Source organism: Kitasatospora sp. NPDC051914 (genome assembly GCF_040680995.1).
In the GTDB taxonomy this organism is placed as follows: domain Bacteria; phylum Actinomycetota; class Actinomycetes; order Streptomycetales; family Streptomycetaceae; genus Kitasatospora.
In genome coordinates, this window is the sequence record NZ_JBFAXX010000020.1 from 110,971 (window position 1) to 125,927 (window position 14,957).

At 73.1% G+C, this 14,957-nt stretch carries 12 protein-coding genes and 1 riboswitch; of the genes, 2 read left to right on the forward strand and 10 right to left on the reverse strand.

The genetic code is table 11. The annotated features are described in order from the left end of the window. Window positions 1-71: 71 nt before the first annotated feature. A complete protein-coding gene (gene gcvP / locus AB0M03_RS15655; protein WP_363492020.1) occupies window positions 72-2,945 on the reverse strand; it encodes an aminomethyl-transferring glycine dehydrogenase in 2,874 nt (957 codons plus the stop codon). Window positions 2,946-3,169: 224 nt separating this feature from the next. Next, a riboswitch (glycine riboswitch) is annotated at window positions 3,170-3,274 on the reverse strand. 223 nt (window positions 3,275-3,497) lie between these two features. Between gcvP and AB0M03_RS15660 the strand changes: the two genes are divergently transcribed. Both AB0M03_RS15660 and AB0M03_RS15665 read left to right on the forward strand, forming a co-directional pair. Then, entirely contained in the window at window positions 3,498-4,679 is a 1,182-nt protein-coding gene (locus AB0M03_RS15660; protein WP_363492021.1) for a PRC and DUF2382 domain-containing protein, read from the forward strand. A 202-nt stretch (window positions 4,680-4,881) separates the two neighbouring features. Further along, complete coding sequence (locus AB0M03_RS15665) at window positions 4,882-6,369, forward strand: MFS transporter (RefSeq protein WP_363492022.1); 1,488 nt, start codon at window positions 4,882-4,884, stop codon at window positions 6,367-6,369. A gap of 177 nt (window positions 6,370-6,546) precedes the next feature. On the opposite strand, the gene AB0M03_RS15670 is transcribed toward AB0M03_RS15665, so the two are convergent. The 9 genes from AB0M03_RS15670 to AB0M03_RS15710 all read right to left on the reverse strand — a co-directional run bounded on the left by AB0M03_RS15670 (window position 6,547) and on the right by AB0M03_RS15710 (window position 14,797). Further along, on the reverse strand, window positions 6,547-8,004 hold the full coding sequence (locus AB0M03_RS15670) for a DNA polymerase IV (protein WP_363492023.1): 1,458 nt from the start codon (window positions 8,002-8,004) through the stop codon (window positions 6,547-6,549). Window positions 8,005-8,100: 96 nt separating this feature from the next. Continuing rightward, the gene (locus AB0M03_RS15675) at window positions 8,101-8,802 is read right to left on the reverse strand and encodes an ElyC/SanA/YdcF family protein (RefSeq protein WP_363492039.1); all 702 of its coding nucleotides are present in this window, start codon (window positions 8,800-8,802) and stop codon (window positions 8,101-8,103) included. A 93-nt stretch (window positions 8,803-8,895) separates the two neighbouring features. Continuing rightward, a complete protein-coding gene (locus tag AB0M03_RS15680; protein ID WP_363492024.1) occupies window positions 8,896-9,579 on the reverse strand; it encodes a MerR family transcriptional regulator in 684 nt (227 codons plus the stop codon). 296 nt (window positions 9,580-9,875) lie between these two features. Continuing rightward, window positions 9,876-10,349: a bifunctional nuclease family protein gene (locus tag AB0M03_RS15685; protein WP_363492025.1), complete on the reverse strand. Its 474-nt coding sequence runs from the start codon at window positions 10,347-10,349 to the stop codon at window positions 9,876-9,878. A gap of 117 nt (window positions 10,350-10,466) precedes the next feature. Next, window positions 10,467-11,216: a MerR family transcriptional regulator gene (locus AB0M03_RS15690; RefSeq protein ID WP_363492040.1), complete on the reverse strand. Its 750-nt coding sequence runs from the start codon at window positions 11,214-11,216 to the stop codon at window positions 10,467-10,469. A 62-nt stretch (window positions 11,217-11,278) separates the two neighbouring features. Then, entirely contained in the window at window positions 11,279-12,157 is an 879-nt protein-coding gene (locus tag AB0M03_RS15695; RefSeq protein ID WP_363492026.1) for an FHA domain-containing protein, read from the reverse strand. Window positions 12,158-12,359: 202 nt separating this feature from the next. Continuing rightward, on the reverse strand, window positions 12,360-13,439 hold the full coding sequence (locus tag AB0M03_RS15700) for a DUF881 domain-containing protein (RefSeq protein WP_363492028.1): 1,080 nt from the start codon (window positions 13,437-13,439) through the stop codon (window positions 12,360-12,362). Between the two features lie 12 nt (window positions 13,440-13,451). Further along, window positions 13,452-13,784 carry a small basic family protein gene (locus AB0M03_RS15705; RefSeq protein WP_030269510.1) on the reverse strand — a complete coding sequence of 111 codons (333 nt, stop codon included), beginning with the start codon at window positions 13,782-13,784 and terminating at the stop codon, window positions 13,452-13,454. After that, window positions 13,781-14,797, reverse strand: coding sequence for a DUF881 domain-containing protein (locus tag AB0M03_RS15710; RefSeq protein ID WP_363492029.1), 1,017 nt, complete (start codon window positions 14,795-14,797; stop codon window positions 13,781-13,783). Before AB0M03_RS15710 ends, AB0M03_RS15705 begins: the two co-directional genes overlap by 4 nt. Window positions 14,798-14,957: the final 160 nt, after the last annotated feature.

Below are 14,957 nucleotides of genomic sequence, written 5' to 3' on the forward strand. Positions count from 1 at the left end.
GGCCGTCCCGAACGCCGCGAGGGCCCCGGAGGAAGCTTCCTCCGGGGCCCTCGCCGTCATGCGCTACCGGTTCAGTTGCCGTACTCGTCCAGCGGCGGGCAGGAGCAGACCAGGTTGCGGTCGCCGTACGCACCGTCGATGCGGCTCACCGGCGGCCAGTACTTGTCCGCGGGGTTCACGCCGGCCGGGAAGACGGCCTCCTCGCGGGTGTACGCGTGCTGCCAGTCACCGGCCAGGTTGGCGGCGGTGTGCGGGGCGTTGCGCAGCGGGTTGTCCTCGGCGGGCCACTCGCCGGAGCCGACCTTGTCGATCTCCGCGCGGATCTCGATCATCGCCTCGCAGAAGCGGTCGATCTCGTACAGGTCCTCGGACTCGGTGGGCTCGATCATCAGCGTGCCGGCCACCGGGAAGGACATGGTCGGGGCGTGGAAGCCGTAGTCGATCAGGCGCTTGGCGATGTCGTCGACGGTGACGCCGGTCTCCTTGGTGAGCGGTCGCAGGTCGATGATGCACTCGTGCGCGACCAGGCCGCCGGGGCCGGTGTAGAGCACCGGGTAGTGCGGGGCGAGCCGCTTGGCGATGTAGTTGGCGTTCAGCACGGCCACCTGGGTGGCGCGCTTGAGGCCCTCGCCGCCCATCAGGCGGACGTACGCCCAGGAGATCGGCAGGATCGCCGCCGAGCCCCACGGGGCGGCCGAGATCGGGCCGACGCCGGTGGCCGGGCCGGCCTCCTCCTGCAGCGGGTGGTTCGGCAGGTACGGCGCGAGGTGCTCGCGGACCGCGACCGGGCCGACGCCAGGGCCGCCGCCGCCGTGCGGGATGCAGAAGGTCTTGTGCAGGTTCAGGTGCGAGACGTCGGCACCGAACTTGCCCGGCTTGGCGAGGCCGACCAGCGCGTTGAGGTTGGCGCCGTCGACGTAGACCTGGCCGCCGGCCTCGTGCACCAGCTCGCAGATGGTGGTGATCTCGGTCTCGAACACGCCGTGGGTGGACGGGTAGGTGACCATCAGCACGGACAGCTGGTCGCGGTGCTGCTGGATCTTGGCCTTGAGGTCCTCGACGTCGACGTCGCCGTCGGTGAGGGTCTTGACCACGACGACGCGCATGCCGGCCATCACCGCGGAGGCGGCGTTGGTGCCGTGCGCGGAGGACGGGATGAGACAGACGTCGCGCTGGGTGTCGCCGTTGGCGTGGTGGTAGGCGCGGACGGCCAGCAGGCCGGCCAGCTCGCCCTGGGAGCCGGCGTTCGGCTGGATGGAGACCGCGTCGTAGCCGGTCACCTCGACGAGCTGCTGCTCCAGGCCGTGGATCAGGCTGAGGAAGCCCTGCACCTGGTCGGCCGGGGCGAAGGGGTGCAGCTGGCCGAACTCGGGCCAGGTCACCGGCTCCATCTCGGTGGTCGCGTTGAGCTTCATGGTGCAGGAGCCCAGCGGGATCATGCCGCGGTCCAGCGCGTAGTCGCGGTCCGACAGGCGGCGCAGGTAGCGCAGCATGGCGGTCTCGGAGCGGTGGCTGTGGAAGACCGGGTGGGTGAGGTACTCGTCCTCGCGCAGCAGGGCGGCCGGCAGCGCGTCGGCGGTCTCGGCCAGCTCGGCACCGGTGACGCCGAAGGCGGCCCAGAGCGCGGCGACGTGCTCGCGGGTGGTGGTCTCGTCGCAGGAGATCGAGACGGTGTCGGCGTCGACCTTGAAGATGTTGATGTTCGCGGCGAGCGCGGCGGCGACGACCTCGTCGGCGCGCTGCGGGACGCGGGCGGTGACGGTGTCGAAGAACGCGCCGTGCACCAGCTCGACGCCGCCGGCACGCAGGCCCTCGGCGAGCGCCGCGGCGTAGCGGTGGGTGCGGCGGGCGATCGTGGCCAGGCCGTCGGGGCCGTGGTAGACGGCGTACATGGAGGCCATCACGGCGAGCAGCACCTGGGCGGTGCAGATGTTGCTGGTGGCCTTCTCGCGGCGGATGTGCTGCTCGCGGGTCTGCAGGGCGAGGCGGTAGGCGCGGTTGCCGTCGGAGTCGACGGAGACGCCGACCAGGCGGCCGGGCAGGTTGCGGGCGTACTCGGCGCGGACGGCGAGGTAGCCGGCGTGCGGGCCGCCGAAGCCCATCGGGACGCCGAAGCGCTGCGAGGTGCCGCAGGCGATGTCGGCGCCGAGCGAGCCCGGGGACTTGAGCAGGGTGAGGGCGAGCAGGTCGGCGGCGACCGCGACGACCGCACCGAGGCCGTGCGCCTGCTCGATGACCGGGGCGAGGTCGCGGACGACACCGGAGGCTCCCGGGTACTGGAGCAGCACGCCGAAGACGCCGCGCTCGGCGATCTCGGCCGGGATGCCCTCGGACAGGTCGGCGACGACGACCTCGACGCCGGTCGGCACGGCGCGGGTCTCGATCACGGCGACGGTCTGCGGCAGGGTGTCGGCGTCGATCAGGAAGACACCGCCCTTGACCTTGGTGACGCGGCGGGCCAGGGCCATCGCCTCGGCGGCCGCGGTGCCCTCGTCGAGCAGGGAGGAGCCGGAGGTGGCGAGGCCGGTCAGGTCGGAGACCAGGGTCTGGAAGTTCAGCAGCGCCTCGAGGCGGCCCTGCGAGATCTCCGGCTGGTACGGGGTGTAGGCGGTGTACCAGGCCGGGTTCTCCAGCACGTTGCGCAGGATCACCGGCGGGGTGAAGGTGCCGTAGTAGCCGAGGCCGATCATGGAGGTGGCGACCTGGTTGCGTCCGGCCAGCTCGCGCAGCTCGGCGAGCACCTGGGCCTCGCTGCGGCCGGCGGGCAGGCCCAGCGCGGTCAGGCTGCGGATGGCCTCGGGCACGGCCGCGTCGGACAGCTCGTCCAGGGAGGCGTAGCCCACCTGGGCCAGCATCTTCGCCTGGGCGGCCGCGTCGGGGCCGATGTGGCGGGTCTCGAAGGGGCTGGCCTGCTCGAGCTCGGTGAGGTTCGGCTGGGCGTTCATGGGGGTCGAGGCCTCCTGGTCACGGACCGGCGGGGGTACGCACGCCGGTCGGCCGCCGTGGGGAGCCGAGGACGCACGAACCCGTCAGGCCTCCCCCTCTGTCATCGGTACCTGAGAGCTTCGCCGCCCCGACGCCCTGGGGCATCTTTTCGGCTTGCACCGTCGGTGAGGGTGGTCACCGACGGCTCCTGTGCCGACGGCCCTGCCCTGCTTTCCAGAGTGACCTGTCCCGTGCGGTACGGATGCCTGAGAGATTCCGGGGAGGAGTTGCTCCTTCGGCGCCCCTTGCCCCAGCTCAGCAGGGTCGGGGACTCTCCCGCGCGGGCTCGGCGGTCGCCGCCCAGGGTACCAGCGGGACACCCGTCGATGGCGGGTGCTGTGACCGGCGTCCCACGCGCCGCGTTCCCCCGGACGGCCGATCACCGGCCCGGACGGCCCCGCTCGGCTCGCCGCTGTCCGGTCCATGGCGTTTTGTGTGAGATGGCGTCTGGCCAGCTCCTCCAGGTGACCCCACTTTCGAGTACCACAGGAGCAGTTGCACTGGAGGACAGCGTGCAGACCGATATCGATCCGCGAGACCTGATCGGGCACAAGGCGGTCGACCGGAACGGTGACAAGATCGGCACGGTCGACGAGGTCTATCTCGACGACGCAACCGGCGAGCCCGAGTGGGCCGCGGTGCGCACCGGGATCTTCGGCCGGGACGCCTTCGTCCCGCTGACCACCAGCGAGTTCTCCGGCGAGGAGCTGCGGGTCCCGTACGACAAGTCGCTGGTCAAGGAGTCCCCGGACTTCGGCGTGGGCCAGCACCTCTCACCGGCCCAGGAGTTGCAGCTCTACCGCTACTACGGTCTGGACACCTCGGGCACCGGCCGCCCGACCGCGGAGGCGCCCGCCGCCCCGGCCGGGCGCAGCCGGGACACCGGCTTCGGGTCGGTGGCCAACGCCTCCCCCGGCCCGGCCCCCGCCCCGGCGGCCGGGCCGCCCGCCGCGAACGGCCACGGCCCCGCCCGGCAGCCGGACGGTGGGCCCGGCACCCGGCACGACCGCGCCGAGCCGCACGACGGCCGGCACCGCCCGGAGGCGCACGACAACACGATGCGGCTCCAGGCGGTGCCGGCCGGCGGCAACGTCCGCCCGCTGGTCGCGCCGTCCGCCGCACCGCACCGGGCGCCGTCCGCCGAGGAGCAGCACGCCGACGGTGAAGCCGGGCCGCGCGGGCCGGTGGAGGTCACCTGCCGCGAGGAGCGCCTGGACATCAGCACCGAGTGGCACGTGCTGGGCACCGCGCGGCTGCGCAAGTACGTGACCTCGGAGGCCGTGGAGCGGCGGGTGCCGGTGGTGCGCGAGCGCGTCCGGGTGGAGCGGGTGCCGGTGACCGACGCCGAGCGGGCCGCGCTGACCGAGCAGGAGATCGCCGAGGCGGTGGAGGAGGTGACCCTGCGCGAGGAGCGGCCGGTGGTGCGCAAGTACCTGGCGCCGGTCGAGCGGGTCCGACTGGTGGTCGAGCGGTACACCGAGGAGGAGTTCGTCCGCGAGGAGCTGCGGCGCGAACACGTGGAGGTGCACGACGGGACGGCGCACCAGCCGTACGGGCCGCTGCCGGCCGACGCCGCGGCCGACGGTCCGGCGCCGGCGGCCGCGCACACCGGCCCGCACCCGGCGGGTCCGGCGCCCGCGCAGGTGGCAGCCCGGACGGCCGGGCCCCGGCCGGATCCGCTGCGGCGCAGCTGAGCACGGGCGGGCGTCGCCCGTTCGCCGAGTGAAGGCCCCGGTCCGCCGATGCGGACCGGGGCCTTCACTTTGCCAAAGCTTCACCAATCGATATTTGACACATTGAAGTATCAGCCTGCATCGTTACTTCAGCTGATTCACTATCTCTCGCCTGAAGCACTTGACCAGGCTCCGGGCAGTACCAAAACGGGAGGAAACCACCGTGAGTGAGGCCCCACAGCCCGCCACCACGGCAGACCGGCCGAGCAGTGCGCGGGTGCTCCCCGCGCTCGTGCTTGCCATGCTGGCGTTCAGCGTGGTGCAGACCGCGGTCGTGCCGATCCTGCCGTCGCTGGCCAAGGAGCTGGACGTCTCCGGCTCCAGCATCACCTGGCTGATGACCGCCAACCTGCTGTCCGCAGCCGTCCTCACCCCGCTGCTCGGCCGGTTCGGCGACCTGCGCGGCCGCAAGCCGATGCTGCTGGTCTCGCTCGCCGGCCTGGTCGCCGGCTCCGCCCTCGCGGTGGGCACGCACTCCTTCACCTGGCTGGTCGTCGCCCGCGTCCTGCAGGGCGCCGGCGGTGGCGTGCTGCCGCTCGCGATCAGCATCGTCCGCGACGAGCTGCCCAAGGCCAAGGTCACCGGCGGCGTCGCCGCCATCAGCGCCTCCATGGGCGTCGGCAGCGGCCTCGGCCTGGTCGCCACCGGCCTCCTGCTGGAGCACTGGAGCTACAAGTCGATCTTCTGGATGGGCCTGGCCTTCGGCCTGCTCGCCGTCGCGCTGGTCGCCCTGCGGGTGCCCAAGGACCCGGTCGTCGACAAGGACGGCGGCGCGGACCCGCTCGGCGCCCTCACCCTGGCCGGCTGGCTCTCCGCCCTGCTGATCGCCGTCAGCCAGGGCAACAACTGGGGCTGGACCTCCAACCGCACCCTCGGCCTGTTCGCCGTCGCCGCCGTGGTCGCCCTCGTCTGGATCCTCATCGAGGTCAAGGTCAGCCACCCACTGGTCGACATGAAGATGATGTCCCGCCCGGCCGTCGCCTTCACCAACATCTCCGGCCTGCTCATGGGCTTCGGGATGTACGGCTCCTTCATGGTCATCAGCAACTTCGCCCAGACCCCCGAGAAGCTCGCCCACTACGGCTTCACCGCCACCGTGCTGCACGCCGGCGTGATGCTGCTGCCGTCCGCGCTCGGCTCGATGGTCGCCGCCCCGCTGGGCGCCCTGATGATCGCCCGCCGCGGCCCGCGCCTGCCCCTCGTCGCCGGCGGCATCCTCGGCGCGATCGCCATGGCCTACCTCGGCGTCCGGCACAGCCACGAGATCGACATCTACCTGGCCTCCGCCGTCTTCGGCCTCGGCGTCGGCCTCGCCTACGCCGCCATGCCGGCCTACATCAACGGCGCCGTCCCGGCCGAGCAGAGCGGCATCGCCAACGGCATGAACGCGGTGCTGCGCACCGTCGGCGGCGCCATCGGCACCGCCGTCATGGCCGCGATCCTCACCGGCGACACCATGAAGCTGCCGATCCCGGTCGCCCTGCCGACACTGGACGCCTACGAGCACGCCTACTGGACCGCCGCCGTGGTCTGCGTCGTGGCCGGCCTGGTGCCGTTCGCCATCCGCCGGATCAAGCCGGCCGCCCAGCCGGCCCCGGCCGCCGGCACCACGGCCGCCCCCAGCCCCGAGCTGGCCAAGACCGACGCCTGACGAGGCGTCTCCTCGCGCCAGGGGACAGGGCGCGAGGGGGCCGGACCCCCGTGGGAGGTTGTGGGCATCGCGACCACGGATACGGCCCGGCCCCGCCGAGCGGCCCCGCACCAGGGACGGTGCGGGGCCGCTCGGCATTCCTCCCCGACGCCGCCACCCCGCCCGCCCGGCGGTGACTCAGGCTTCGCGCAGCGGCAACGGCCCCGAGGGCTGCAGGTCCGGGTCGTCGACGGCGAAGGTCCGCACCCGGCCCGGCGCGCTGTACGGCGTCTCGAAGCGGACGGTGACCCGGCCGACGCCGCTCCCCTGCACCCAGCCGGGGCCGAACTCGCGGTGCGCCACGTCCTGGCCGGGCAGCCAGCGCCGCAGCAGCAGCGACCCGCTCTCCACCGGCGGCCCGCCGCCCGGCCCAGGTCCGGCCTGCTCCCCGGCGGCCCCGCCCTCCGCTGCCGCCTCCCCGCCCCGCTCCGACTCCGGGCCCCGCTCGGCCTCGGCCGCACGCTCCGCCTCGACGGCCCGCTCGGACTCCGCCGCCTGGGCGGCCTGCGCGAACAGGTCCTCCTGGGTGTAGTCGGCGAGCTGGGACACGCCGACCCCGAGCAGCCGGACCCCGCCGGTGGTGTCGACCTGCAGCGCCAGCCGGCGCGCCGTCTCGGCGATCACCGCCTCGTCGTCGGTGGGGGCGCGCAGCGTCTCCGAGCGGGTGAGCGTGGAGAAGTCGAAGCGCCGCACCTTCAGCACCACCGTGCGGCCCGAGCGGCCGGCCGCCCGCAGCCGCCCGACACAGCGCGCGGTCAGCTGGTCGATCTCGTGCAGGATGCGGTCCCGGTCGGCGAGGTCGACCTCGAAGGTGTCCTCCACGGAGACGGACTTGGCGTCCCGGTCCGGCACCACCGCCCGCTCGTCCAGCCCGATGGCCATCAGGTGGACCCCGGTGCCGTGTGCACGGCCGAGCAGTCGGACGAGTTCCGTCTCCCCCGCCGCGGCGAGGTCGGCCACGGTCGTCAGCCCGGCCCGGCGCAGCGTCTGCTCGGTGGCCGGGCCGATCCCCGGCAGGGCGCGGACGGGCATCGGGCTGAGCACCGCCCGCTCGGAGCCGATCCCCACCAGGACGAGCCCGTCGGGCTTGGCCTGCTCGGAGGCGATCTTCGCCATCAGCTTGGAGCCTGCCGCGCCCACCGAGGCCGTCAGTCCGGTGCGCTCGAGGATGTCGGCGCGGAGGTCCTCGGCGACCGCGAGCACCAGCTGGGCGCCGGTCTCCGGGTCGGCCGCGGCCAGCGCGGGACCGTACGGGCCGGCCTCCAGGTCGACGAAGGCCTCGTCCAGGCTGAGCGGCTCGACCAGCGGGGAGCGCTCGCGCAGCAGGCCCATCACGATCTCGCTGTTCTCCCGGTACGCGGCGAAGCGGCCGGACAGGAAGGCGGCGTTCGGGCAGAGGCGGCGGGCCTGGGCCATCGGCATCGCCGAGTGCACGCCGAACCTCCGCGCCTCGTAGGAGGCGGTGGCGACGACCCCGCGGCCGCCGAGCCCGCCGACGATCACGGGTTTGCCGCGCAGGCTCGGCTTGGCCGCCTGCTCCACCGCGGCGAAGAAGGCGTCCATGTCGAGGTGGATGATGCTCGGCACAGTCCGCACACGGAGATCATCGCGCACGGCTCTGACAATTCGTTCGAGGCGGGGTGCGTCCGAGGACACGGGGCTACGGGCGGGAGCGCCGCCGTGCCACGCGTCCTACGGCCGGGCGGCGTCCGCGAGGGCGCGGGCGACGCCGGTCTCGGTCTCGCCGAGGAACGTCGGGTCGGGGCGCAGCAAGGCGTCCAGGGCCGCCTTGCCGGCGCCGGGGATCTCGCGCAGCCCGCCGTAGTACCAGGTGGAGTTGCGCGGCTCGTCCACGGCCACCGCGTGCGACTCGATGCCGGCGGCCTCGCACAGGGCCAGTGCGCGGCGCACGTGGAAGCCCTGACTGACCAGCAGGGCGTGGTCGACGCCGAAGATGCGGCGGGCCCGGACGCAGGAGTCCCAGGTGTCGAAGCCCGCGTAGTCGCCGACCACCCGCTGCGCCGGCACGCCGCGCTCGGTGAGGTAGTCGCGCATGGCGTCGGTCTCGTCGTAGTCGGTGGTGCTGTTGTCGCCGGTGACCAGGATCGCCTGCACCTTGTGCTGCTGGTAGAGGCTCAGCGCCGCGTCCAGCCGGTGGGCGAGGTACGGGGAGGGCTCGCCGTCGAACAGGCCGGCGCCGAAGACCACGGCGACGGGCGCGGAGGGTGCGTCGGCCACCGTGCGGACGCGGCCGTCCTGGGCCGTCCACAGCCAGGCGCTGGGCGCCAGTGCGACGGCGCTGAACACGACGGCGGCCTGGAACCAGCGGCGCCGCCCCTTCCGGTCGCCGAGCCCGGGCAGTGGCCGCTTCAGACGCGCTGCGGCCCGGCGCAGGGCCTTCAGATCCTTGATCGACACATCAGGCGGGACGCGCCGGGCGGCAGCGGCGGTTCCCGCCCGGTGCAGCCGACCCGACTTGACGGGGCGTCAGACCGCGCGGTTGCGGCGGCGGGCGAGCTCGTCGGCGGGGTCGTGGCCGACCAGGGTCTCGCCGGTGTCGGTGCGCTCGGCGTGCAGCCGGCCGAGGGTGGCCTCCAGCTCCTGCCATACCGCACCGACCGCGATGCCGAACATGCCCTGGCCGCCGCCGAGCAGGTCGACCACCTGCTGGGGGCTGGTGCACTCGTAGACGGTGGCGCCGTCGCACATCAGGGTCAGGCCGGTGAGGTCGGCGGGCTCGGCCACCTGCAGGTGGGCCACGGCGACCCGGATGTTCTGCAGCGAGACGCCGGCGTCCAGCAGCCGCTTGACGATCTTCAGCAGCAGGATGTCGCGGAAGCTGTACAGTCGCTGCGCACCGGCCGGGTACGCGGTGCGGACGCTCGGCTCGAGCAGCCCGGTGCGGGCCCAGTAGTCGAGTTGACGGTAGGTGATACCGGCGGCGGCGCAGGCGGTCGGGCCGCGGTAGCCGACCAGGGCCGAGGTCGGCGGGATGCGCTCGATCGCGGGCTGGCCGGCCTGGACGGCCGGGAACCGGCCCACCCGGGGGCGTTCGCCCTCGATGGGCTCCGCCGGGCCCTCCCAGGAACGCGGGCCCGGGGTGCGGCCTGCCCGCGGCACGTGCACGGCGCACAGGCCCCCGGCGGCGGCTTCATCGCCGTTACCGCTCATGCCTGCCTCCGTCCACTCGGTCCCGCAGCTCTCCGGACGCCGGACGGCGCCGACCGACCGTAGCCTCCCTTGACGGTAGGCAGTCACCACAGGCCCGTCAACGATCGCCACGCCGGGGCTCCGGTCGGATGTCACTCCGGAGAGTGGTTTTTCGTGCCCCAAGTGTGGGTAGGACGGCGACTTTTTGCAAAGCGTGAGTTGCAGAGGGTTGCGGCCGGTACTACGTCTTGGGAGAACGACGCGGCCGGCGGCCGCGAACGGCGCGCCGGCCCCGGCGGTACCAGCAGCCCGCGGGGCTACTGCTGGCCGCCCCCGAAGTCCTCGGGCGAGACCTGGTCGAGGAACTCGCGGAACTTCTCCACCTCGTCCTCCTGCTCGTCCGGGATGGCGATGCCGGCCTCGGCGAGCACGTTCTCGCTGCCGTAGATCGGCGTCCCGGTCCGCAGGGCCAGCGCTATGGCGTCCGAGGGGCGCGCGCTCACCTCGACACCGCCGGAGAAGATCAGCTCGGCGTAGAAGACGCCCTCGCGCAGGTCGCTGATCCGCACCTCGGTGAGCTGCTGGCCGAGCGCGTCGAGCACGTCCTTGAAGAGGTCGTGCGTCAGCGGCCGCACCGGGGTCATGCCCTGCTGCGCGAAGGCGATCGCGGTCGCTTCGCCCGGACCGATCCAGATCGGCAGGTACCGATCTCCCCCTACCTCCCGCAGCAGCACGATCGGCTGGTTGGAAGGCATCTCCACCCGGACACCCACGACGTCGAGCTCATTCACACTGGCAACCCTATGGCTCGCGCCGCCGATAGGAAAGCGCAGCCCTTCCCCTGCTGGTCAGCCGACATGCCCCCGGGGTGTCGCGGCCCGGCCGGCCCGCAGCGGGGGCGCCGGCGGTCAGCTCGGCCGGGCACGCAGCCCCGCCTGCACCATGGCCGCGTGCAGCCGCACCGACAGCGTCGCCAGCTCCCGGGCGGTGGTCTCGGCGTGCGCCCGGGTCTGCGGGTTGCGGTGCCGCCGCAGCGGCGCCACGACCTGGTCCACCAGCGCGACCTCGCGGTCGGCGGCGGCCTTCATCGCCCGAAGGTGCCGGGGCTCCAGCCCGTACCGGCCGAGCTCGGCGACCAGCCGGGCGATCTGCAGCGCCTCGCCGTCGTACCCGCCGTCGGTGCCCGCCGCGACCAGGCCGTACGACTCCCACTCGAGGAGCTCGGCCTCCTCCGCCTCGGCCGCGGCCAGCAGTTCGGCCCGGCCGAGCCGGACGCCGGTGACCGCCCCGGCCGCGGCGACGAGCTCGCGGTCCGCCTCCTCCAGTGGCCCGGGCCTGGCCTCCGGGGCCGGCAGCGCCGGTGGCGACTCGCCCCGCTCGATCGCGTCCAGGTGCTCGCGGATCACCCGCAGCGGCAGGTAGTGGTCGCGCTGCATGCGCAGCACGTACGCCAGTCGCTCGACGTCACCGGCGCTGAACTTGCGGTAGCCCGAGGGGGTGCGCTGCGGGTCGACCAGCCCCTCCGCCTCCAGGAAGCGGATCTTGGAGATGGTGACCTCGGGGAAGTCGTCCCGGAGGAAGGCCAGCACGGCACCGATCGAGAGCAGCTCGTCGCCGCCCCTCCCCCGTGCCTCGGCCGCACGTCGTGTGGCGGGCACGGGGGTGGCCCCGAGGGTGGTGGGAGGATTCGCAGTCACACGGGCTCCTGCCGACGTCGGTTTCAGTACCCCCGGGCGTGACCGGCGAAGAACACCAGCCGGTACTTGCCGATCTGGACCTCGTCACCGTTGTTGAGCGTGACCTCGTCGATCCGCTCCCGGTTGACGTACGTGCCGTTCAGGCTGCCGACGTCCGCCACCGAGAAGCCGCCGCCGGGCAGCCGCCTGAACTCCACGTGCCGGCGCGAGACCGTCACGTCGTCCAGGAAGATGTCGCCCTGCGGGTGGCGTCCTGCGGTGGTCACGTCGGAGTCCAGCAGGAAGCGGCTGCCCGAGTTCGGGCCGCGCTGCACGATCAGCAGGGCCGAGCCCGGCGGCAGCGCGTCGATCGCGGCCAGCACCTCGGGCGACAGCGCCGGGGTGGCGCCGGTCGACGTGGCACCGGGCTCGTACGACTCGATGCCGGAGATCGAGATGGTCGACGTGGTCTCGGCGGCACCCTCGGGCACCGGGGCGTGGCGCAGCGCCGTGCCGCAGTTGGAGCAGAACCTGGCCGTGAGGGGGTTCTGGTTGCCGCACCGCGGACACGGAGAGGTGCCAGCCATCGTCACAGCCTCCTGGCTCGGCACACCCTGCTGGACGTGCCCGGCGTAGGGGTCCGGGGTAAACCCTCCACCGGAGGTTGAGGGTGCTGCCGGGAAACCTATGCGCGGCGCGCCACCCGTTTCAACCGACGCGCCGTAGCCCTGCGCATTCCCCTCGTACGGAGCTGCGCCCTGGCCGTCGCGGAACAGCGGCCGCTCGGCGTACTGGTCCGCCTCGGGCGCGGGCCGCATGCCGGGAACGGCGGCCTCCTCACCCGGGCGGCGGTGGCGCGCGGTGGGCGCCTCGACCGAATCCTGGCGGTTGTTGCGGCCGAACAGCTTCGAGAACAGACTCACGGGCGAATCCCCTTGCGTGTGACAGACCCGCCCGCGGGGCAGGGTGACAGGCTCGGACAGGCAGCTGGCCCGGCATCCGGCCGGGCCCGAGCAGGCGGCGGAGCGCACCGCCCGGGTGGAACATCCCAGTGTGCCTCAGGTGCCTCGGCGGCCCGCCACCGGGGGTGGCGGAAACCTGACGGACCGTAGGACAGTCGACCCGTCACTTCGCCGCCGGATTGCCGTACTGCAGCGGCTTGGGCTCGGCGAGCGCGTCGACGACGACCTTCTGCTGCTGGGTGATGACGGCGGTCGCCTGCTCCTTCTCCAAGGTGCGCACGACGCCGCCCGGGATGTTGAGCGCGGGCGTCAGGTCCTGCGGGTTGCCCACGACCGTGAAGCGGAACGGCTGCGACACGCTCTTGCCGTCGATCTGCACACCGCCGTCGGGGCCGTCGGTGAAGTAGGTGCCGGCCACCACACGCACATCGTTGATCTGAATCGCCTCCGCTCCCGCCGCCCGGAGTTCCTGCAGGGTGTCCAGCAGCATATCCGCCTTCACCTGCCCCTGGGGATCATTGATCGTCAAGACGATTCCCGGCCCGGTTGCCGGCTCGGTCCCCGCGAGCACGCCCAGCTCGGACACCTTCTTCCTGGTCTGCTCCTGAGCCTCCTTCGCCTGGTTGGAGCTGTTCTCCAACTGGGTCAGGGACTGCTCGAGCTGCGTCTTCTCCTGCTGGAGACGCTGCTGGCGGCTGTCCAGTTCGTCGAGGATGCGGACGAGATCCTCCTGGCGGGCGCCGCGCAGCTGGTTGTGGTCGTTGGTGGAGCGCACCTGGATCGCCAGGCCGAGGCCCAGCGCGAAGAGCAGCACGGCCACGACCAGCTGCCCGCGCGATATCCGTGGCGGCCACACCGCGGCCCTGAGCCTGCGGCGCGAGTCGCCCTCACCGTTGCTGCCGGCGGCCGTGTCACTGCCGGACGTGCCGTCGGCGTCGGCCGGGTTCTCCTCGTCGGCCGGCCCCTCCTCGGAGGCGTCCTCGGAGGCGCCTGCACCGGCCGTGTGCGGGCGCGGCCCGTCCTCCCCCGGCCCGGCAGCCTCCTCGGCGGCTGCGTCAGCCGCAGCGGCCTTCTCCGGGGCCGGCTCCACCGCGGGCTCCTCGGCCACCGGCTCGGCAGGCTCGACGGCAGACGGCTCGGCGGCGGACGCCCCGGCGGCCGGCGGCTCGGCAGCAGGGTGGTCGGCAGCGGGCACGGGCTCCTGCGGCCCCGGCCGGCCCTTCGGCTTGTCGTCCTGTTCCACGACTGGTTCTCCTTACGCCCTGAACACATGCCGCCGGATCGCGGCTGCGTTGGAGAAGATCCGGATACCGAGCACCACGACGACGCCGGTGGAGAGCTGCGCCCCCACACCGAGCTGGTCGCCGAGGAAGACGATCAACGCCGCCACCACCACGTTCGACAGGAACGAGACAACGAACACCTTGTCGTTGAAGATCCCGTCCAGCATCGCGCGGACGCCGCCGAAGACCGCGTCCAGCGCCGCCACCACCGCGATCGGCAGGTACGGCACAACGGCGTCGGGCACCTCTGGCTGGACGAAGAGGCCGACGACGACGCCGATCACGAGCCCCAGAACGGCAATCACGGTGAAGGTACTCCTGTCCGGGTGGAGGTGGCTGTTCCGGCCGTAGCGGCCGGCGAACCGGTGGCGGTACTGGCGGGGGCGGAAGCCGACGGCGGGGCACTGCCCGAGGGCGAGGCTCCTGCCGGGGCCGAGGACTCGGTGCTCTGCGGCCGGGCCGTCCGCAGGGTCACACCGAGCGCGGCCGGCAGCGACATCTTCTTCTGCACCGAGAGGTTGGACTTGATGCCGTAGCTCTCCTCGATCAGCTTGAGGTAGCGCCCGGCCGAGCTGGACCTGAAGGTCTCCGCGAACCGCTCGCCGTTGCCGACCGCGAGCACGGTGTACGGCGGCACCAGCGGCCGGTTGTCCACCAGCACGGCATCACCGGCGGCGCGGATCGCCGACAGGGTGGTCAGCCGCTGGCCGTTGATCGAGATCGCCTCGGCGCCGGACAGCCACAGCCCGTTCACCACGAGCTGCAGGTCCCGGTCGCGCAGCCGGCCGGTGTTGCTGAAGCCCTCGGCCTCCCGCGGATTGCTCACGGAGCCGCCCGCGCCGGTGCCCGCCGCGTCCTCGATGACCAGCTTCACTCCGGGCCCGCTGATCTCCCCGGTGCCCGTACGGGCCGCCAGCTGCGCCAGCCGGTCGTCCCCGCCGACGGGAAGGGCGTCCTGCTGGGCCCGGCCCACCCGGTCCCGCAGGTCCTCGACCTGCCGCTGCAGGTCGTCCGCCGTCCTGGTGGAGTCGTTGACGCGGTGCACGAGCGCGTCCCGCTCCTTGGCGAGCGTCGGCTCGGCCTTGGAGGTGTTCACCCCGCCCACGGTCACCACGGTCGCCGCCAGCGCCAGCCCGAGGGCCAGCGTGAGCTTGCCCCGCAGGGACGTCGGCAGCCGGCTCGGGCCCTCGGAACGGCGGGCCGCCTCGGCGTAGCCCTCGTCCAGACTGTGGTCCATCACATTGGTCAGCAAGGACATCGAGGCGTCCGGACGGTTGAACCGTCCGTTGCGGTCGCTCGGCGTCGGCGTTGCTGGCATGCAGGCCATCGTCCCATGTCGCCGGGACGGGGTACGCACAGCCCCCGTCGTCGGGCCCGAAACGGCACCCCAACCGTGACCGGGCGCTGGTTGAAAACGTGACCGGCCGGGGCGGGGGGGGCCCACCGCCCCCCCCCCCCGCCCGGGTTCACGCCAGCGG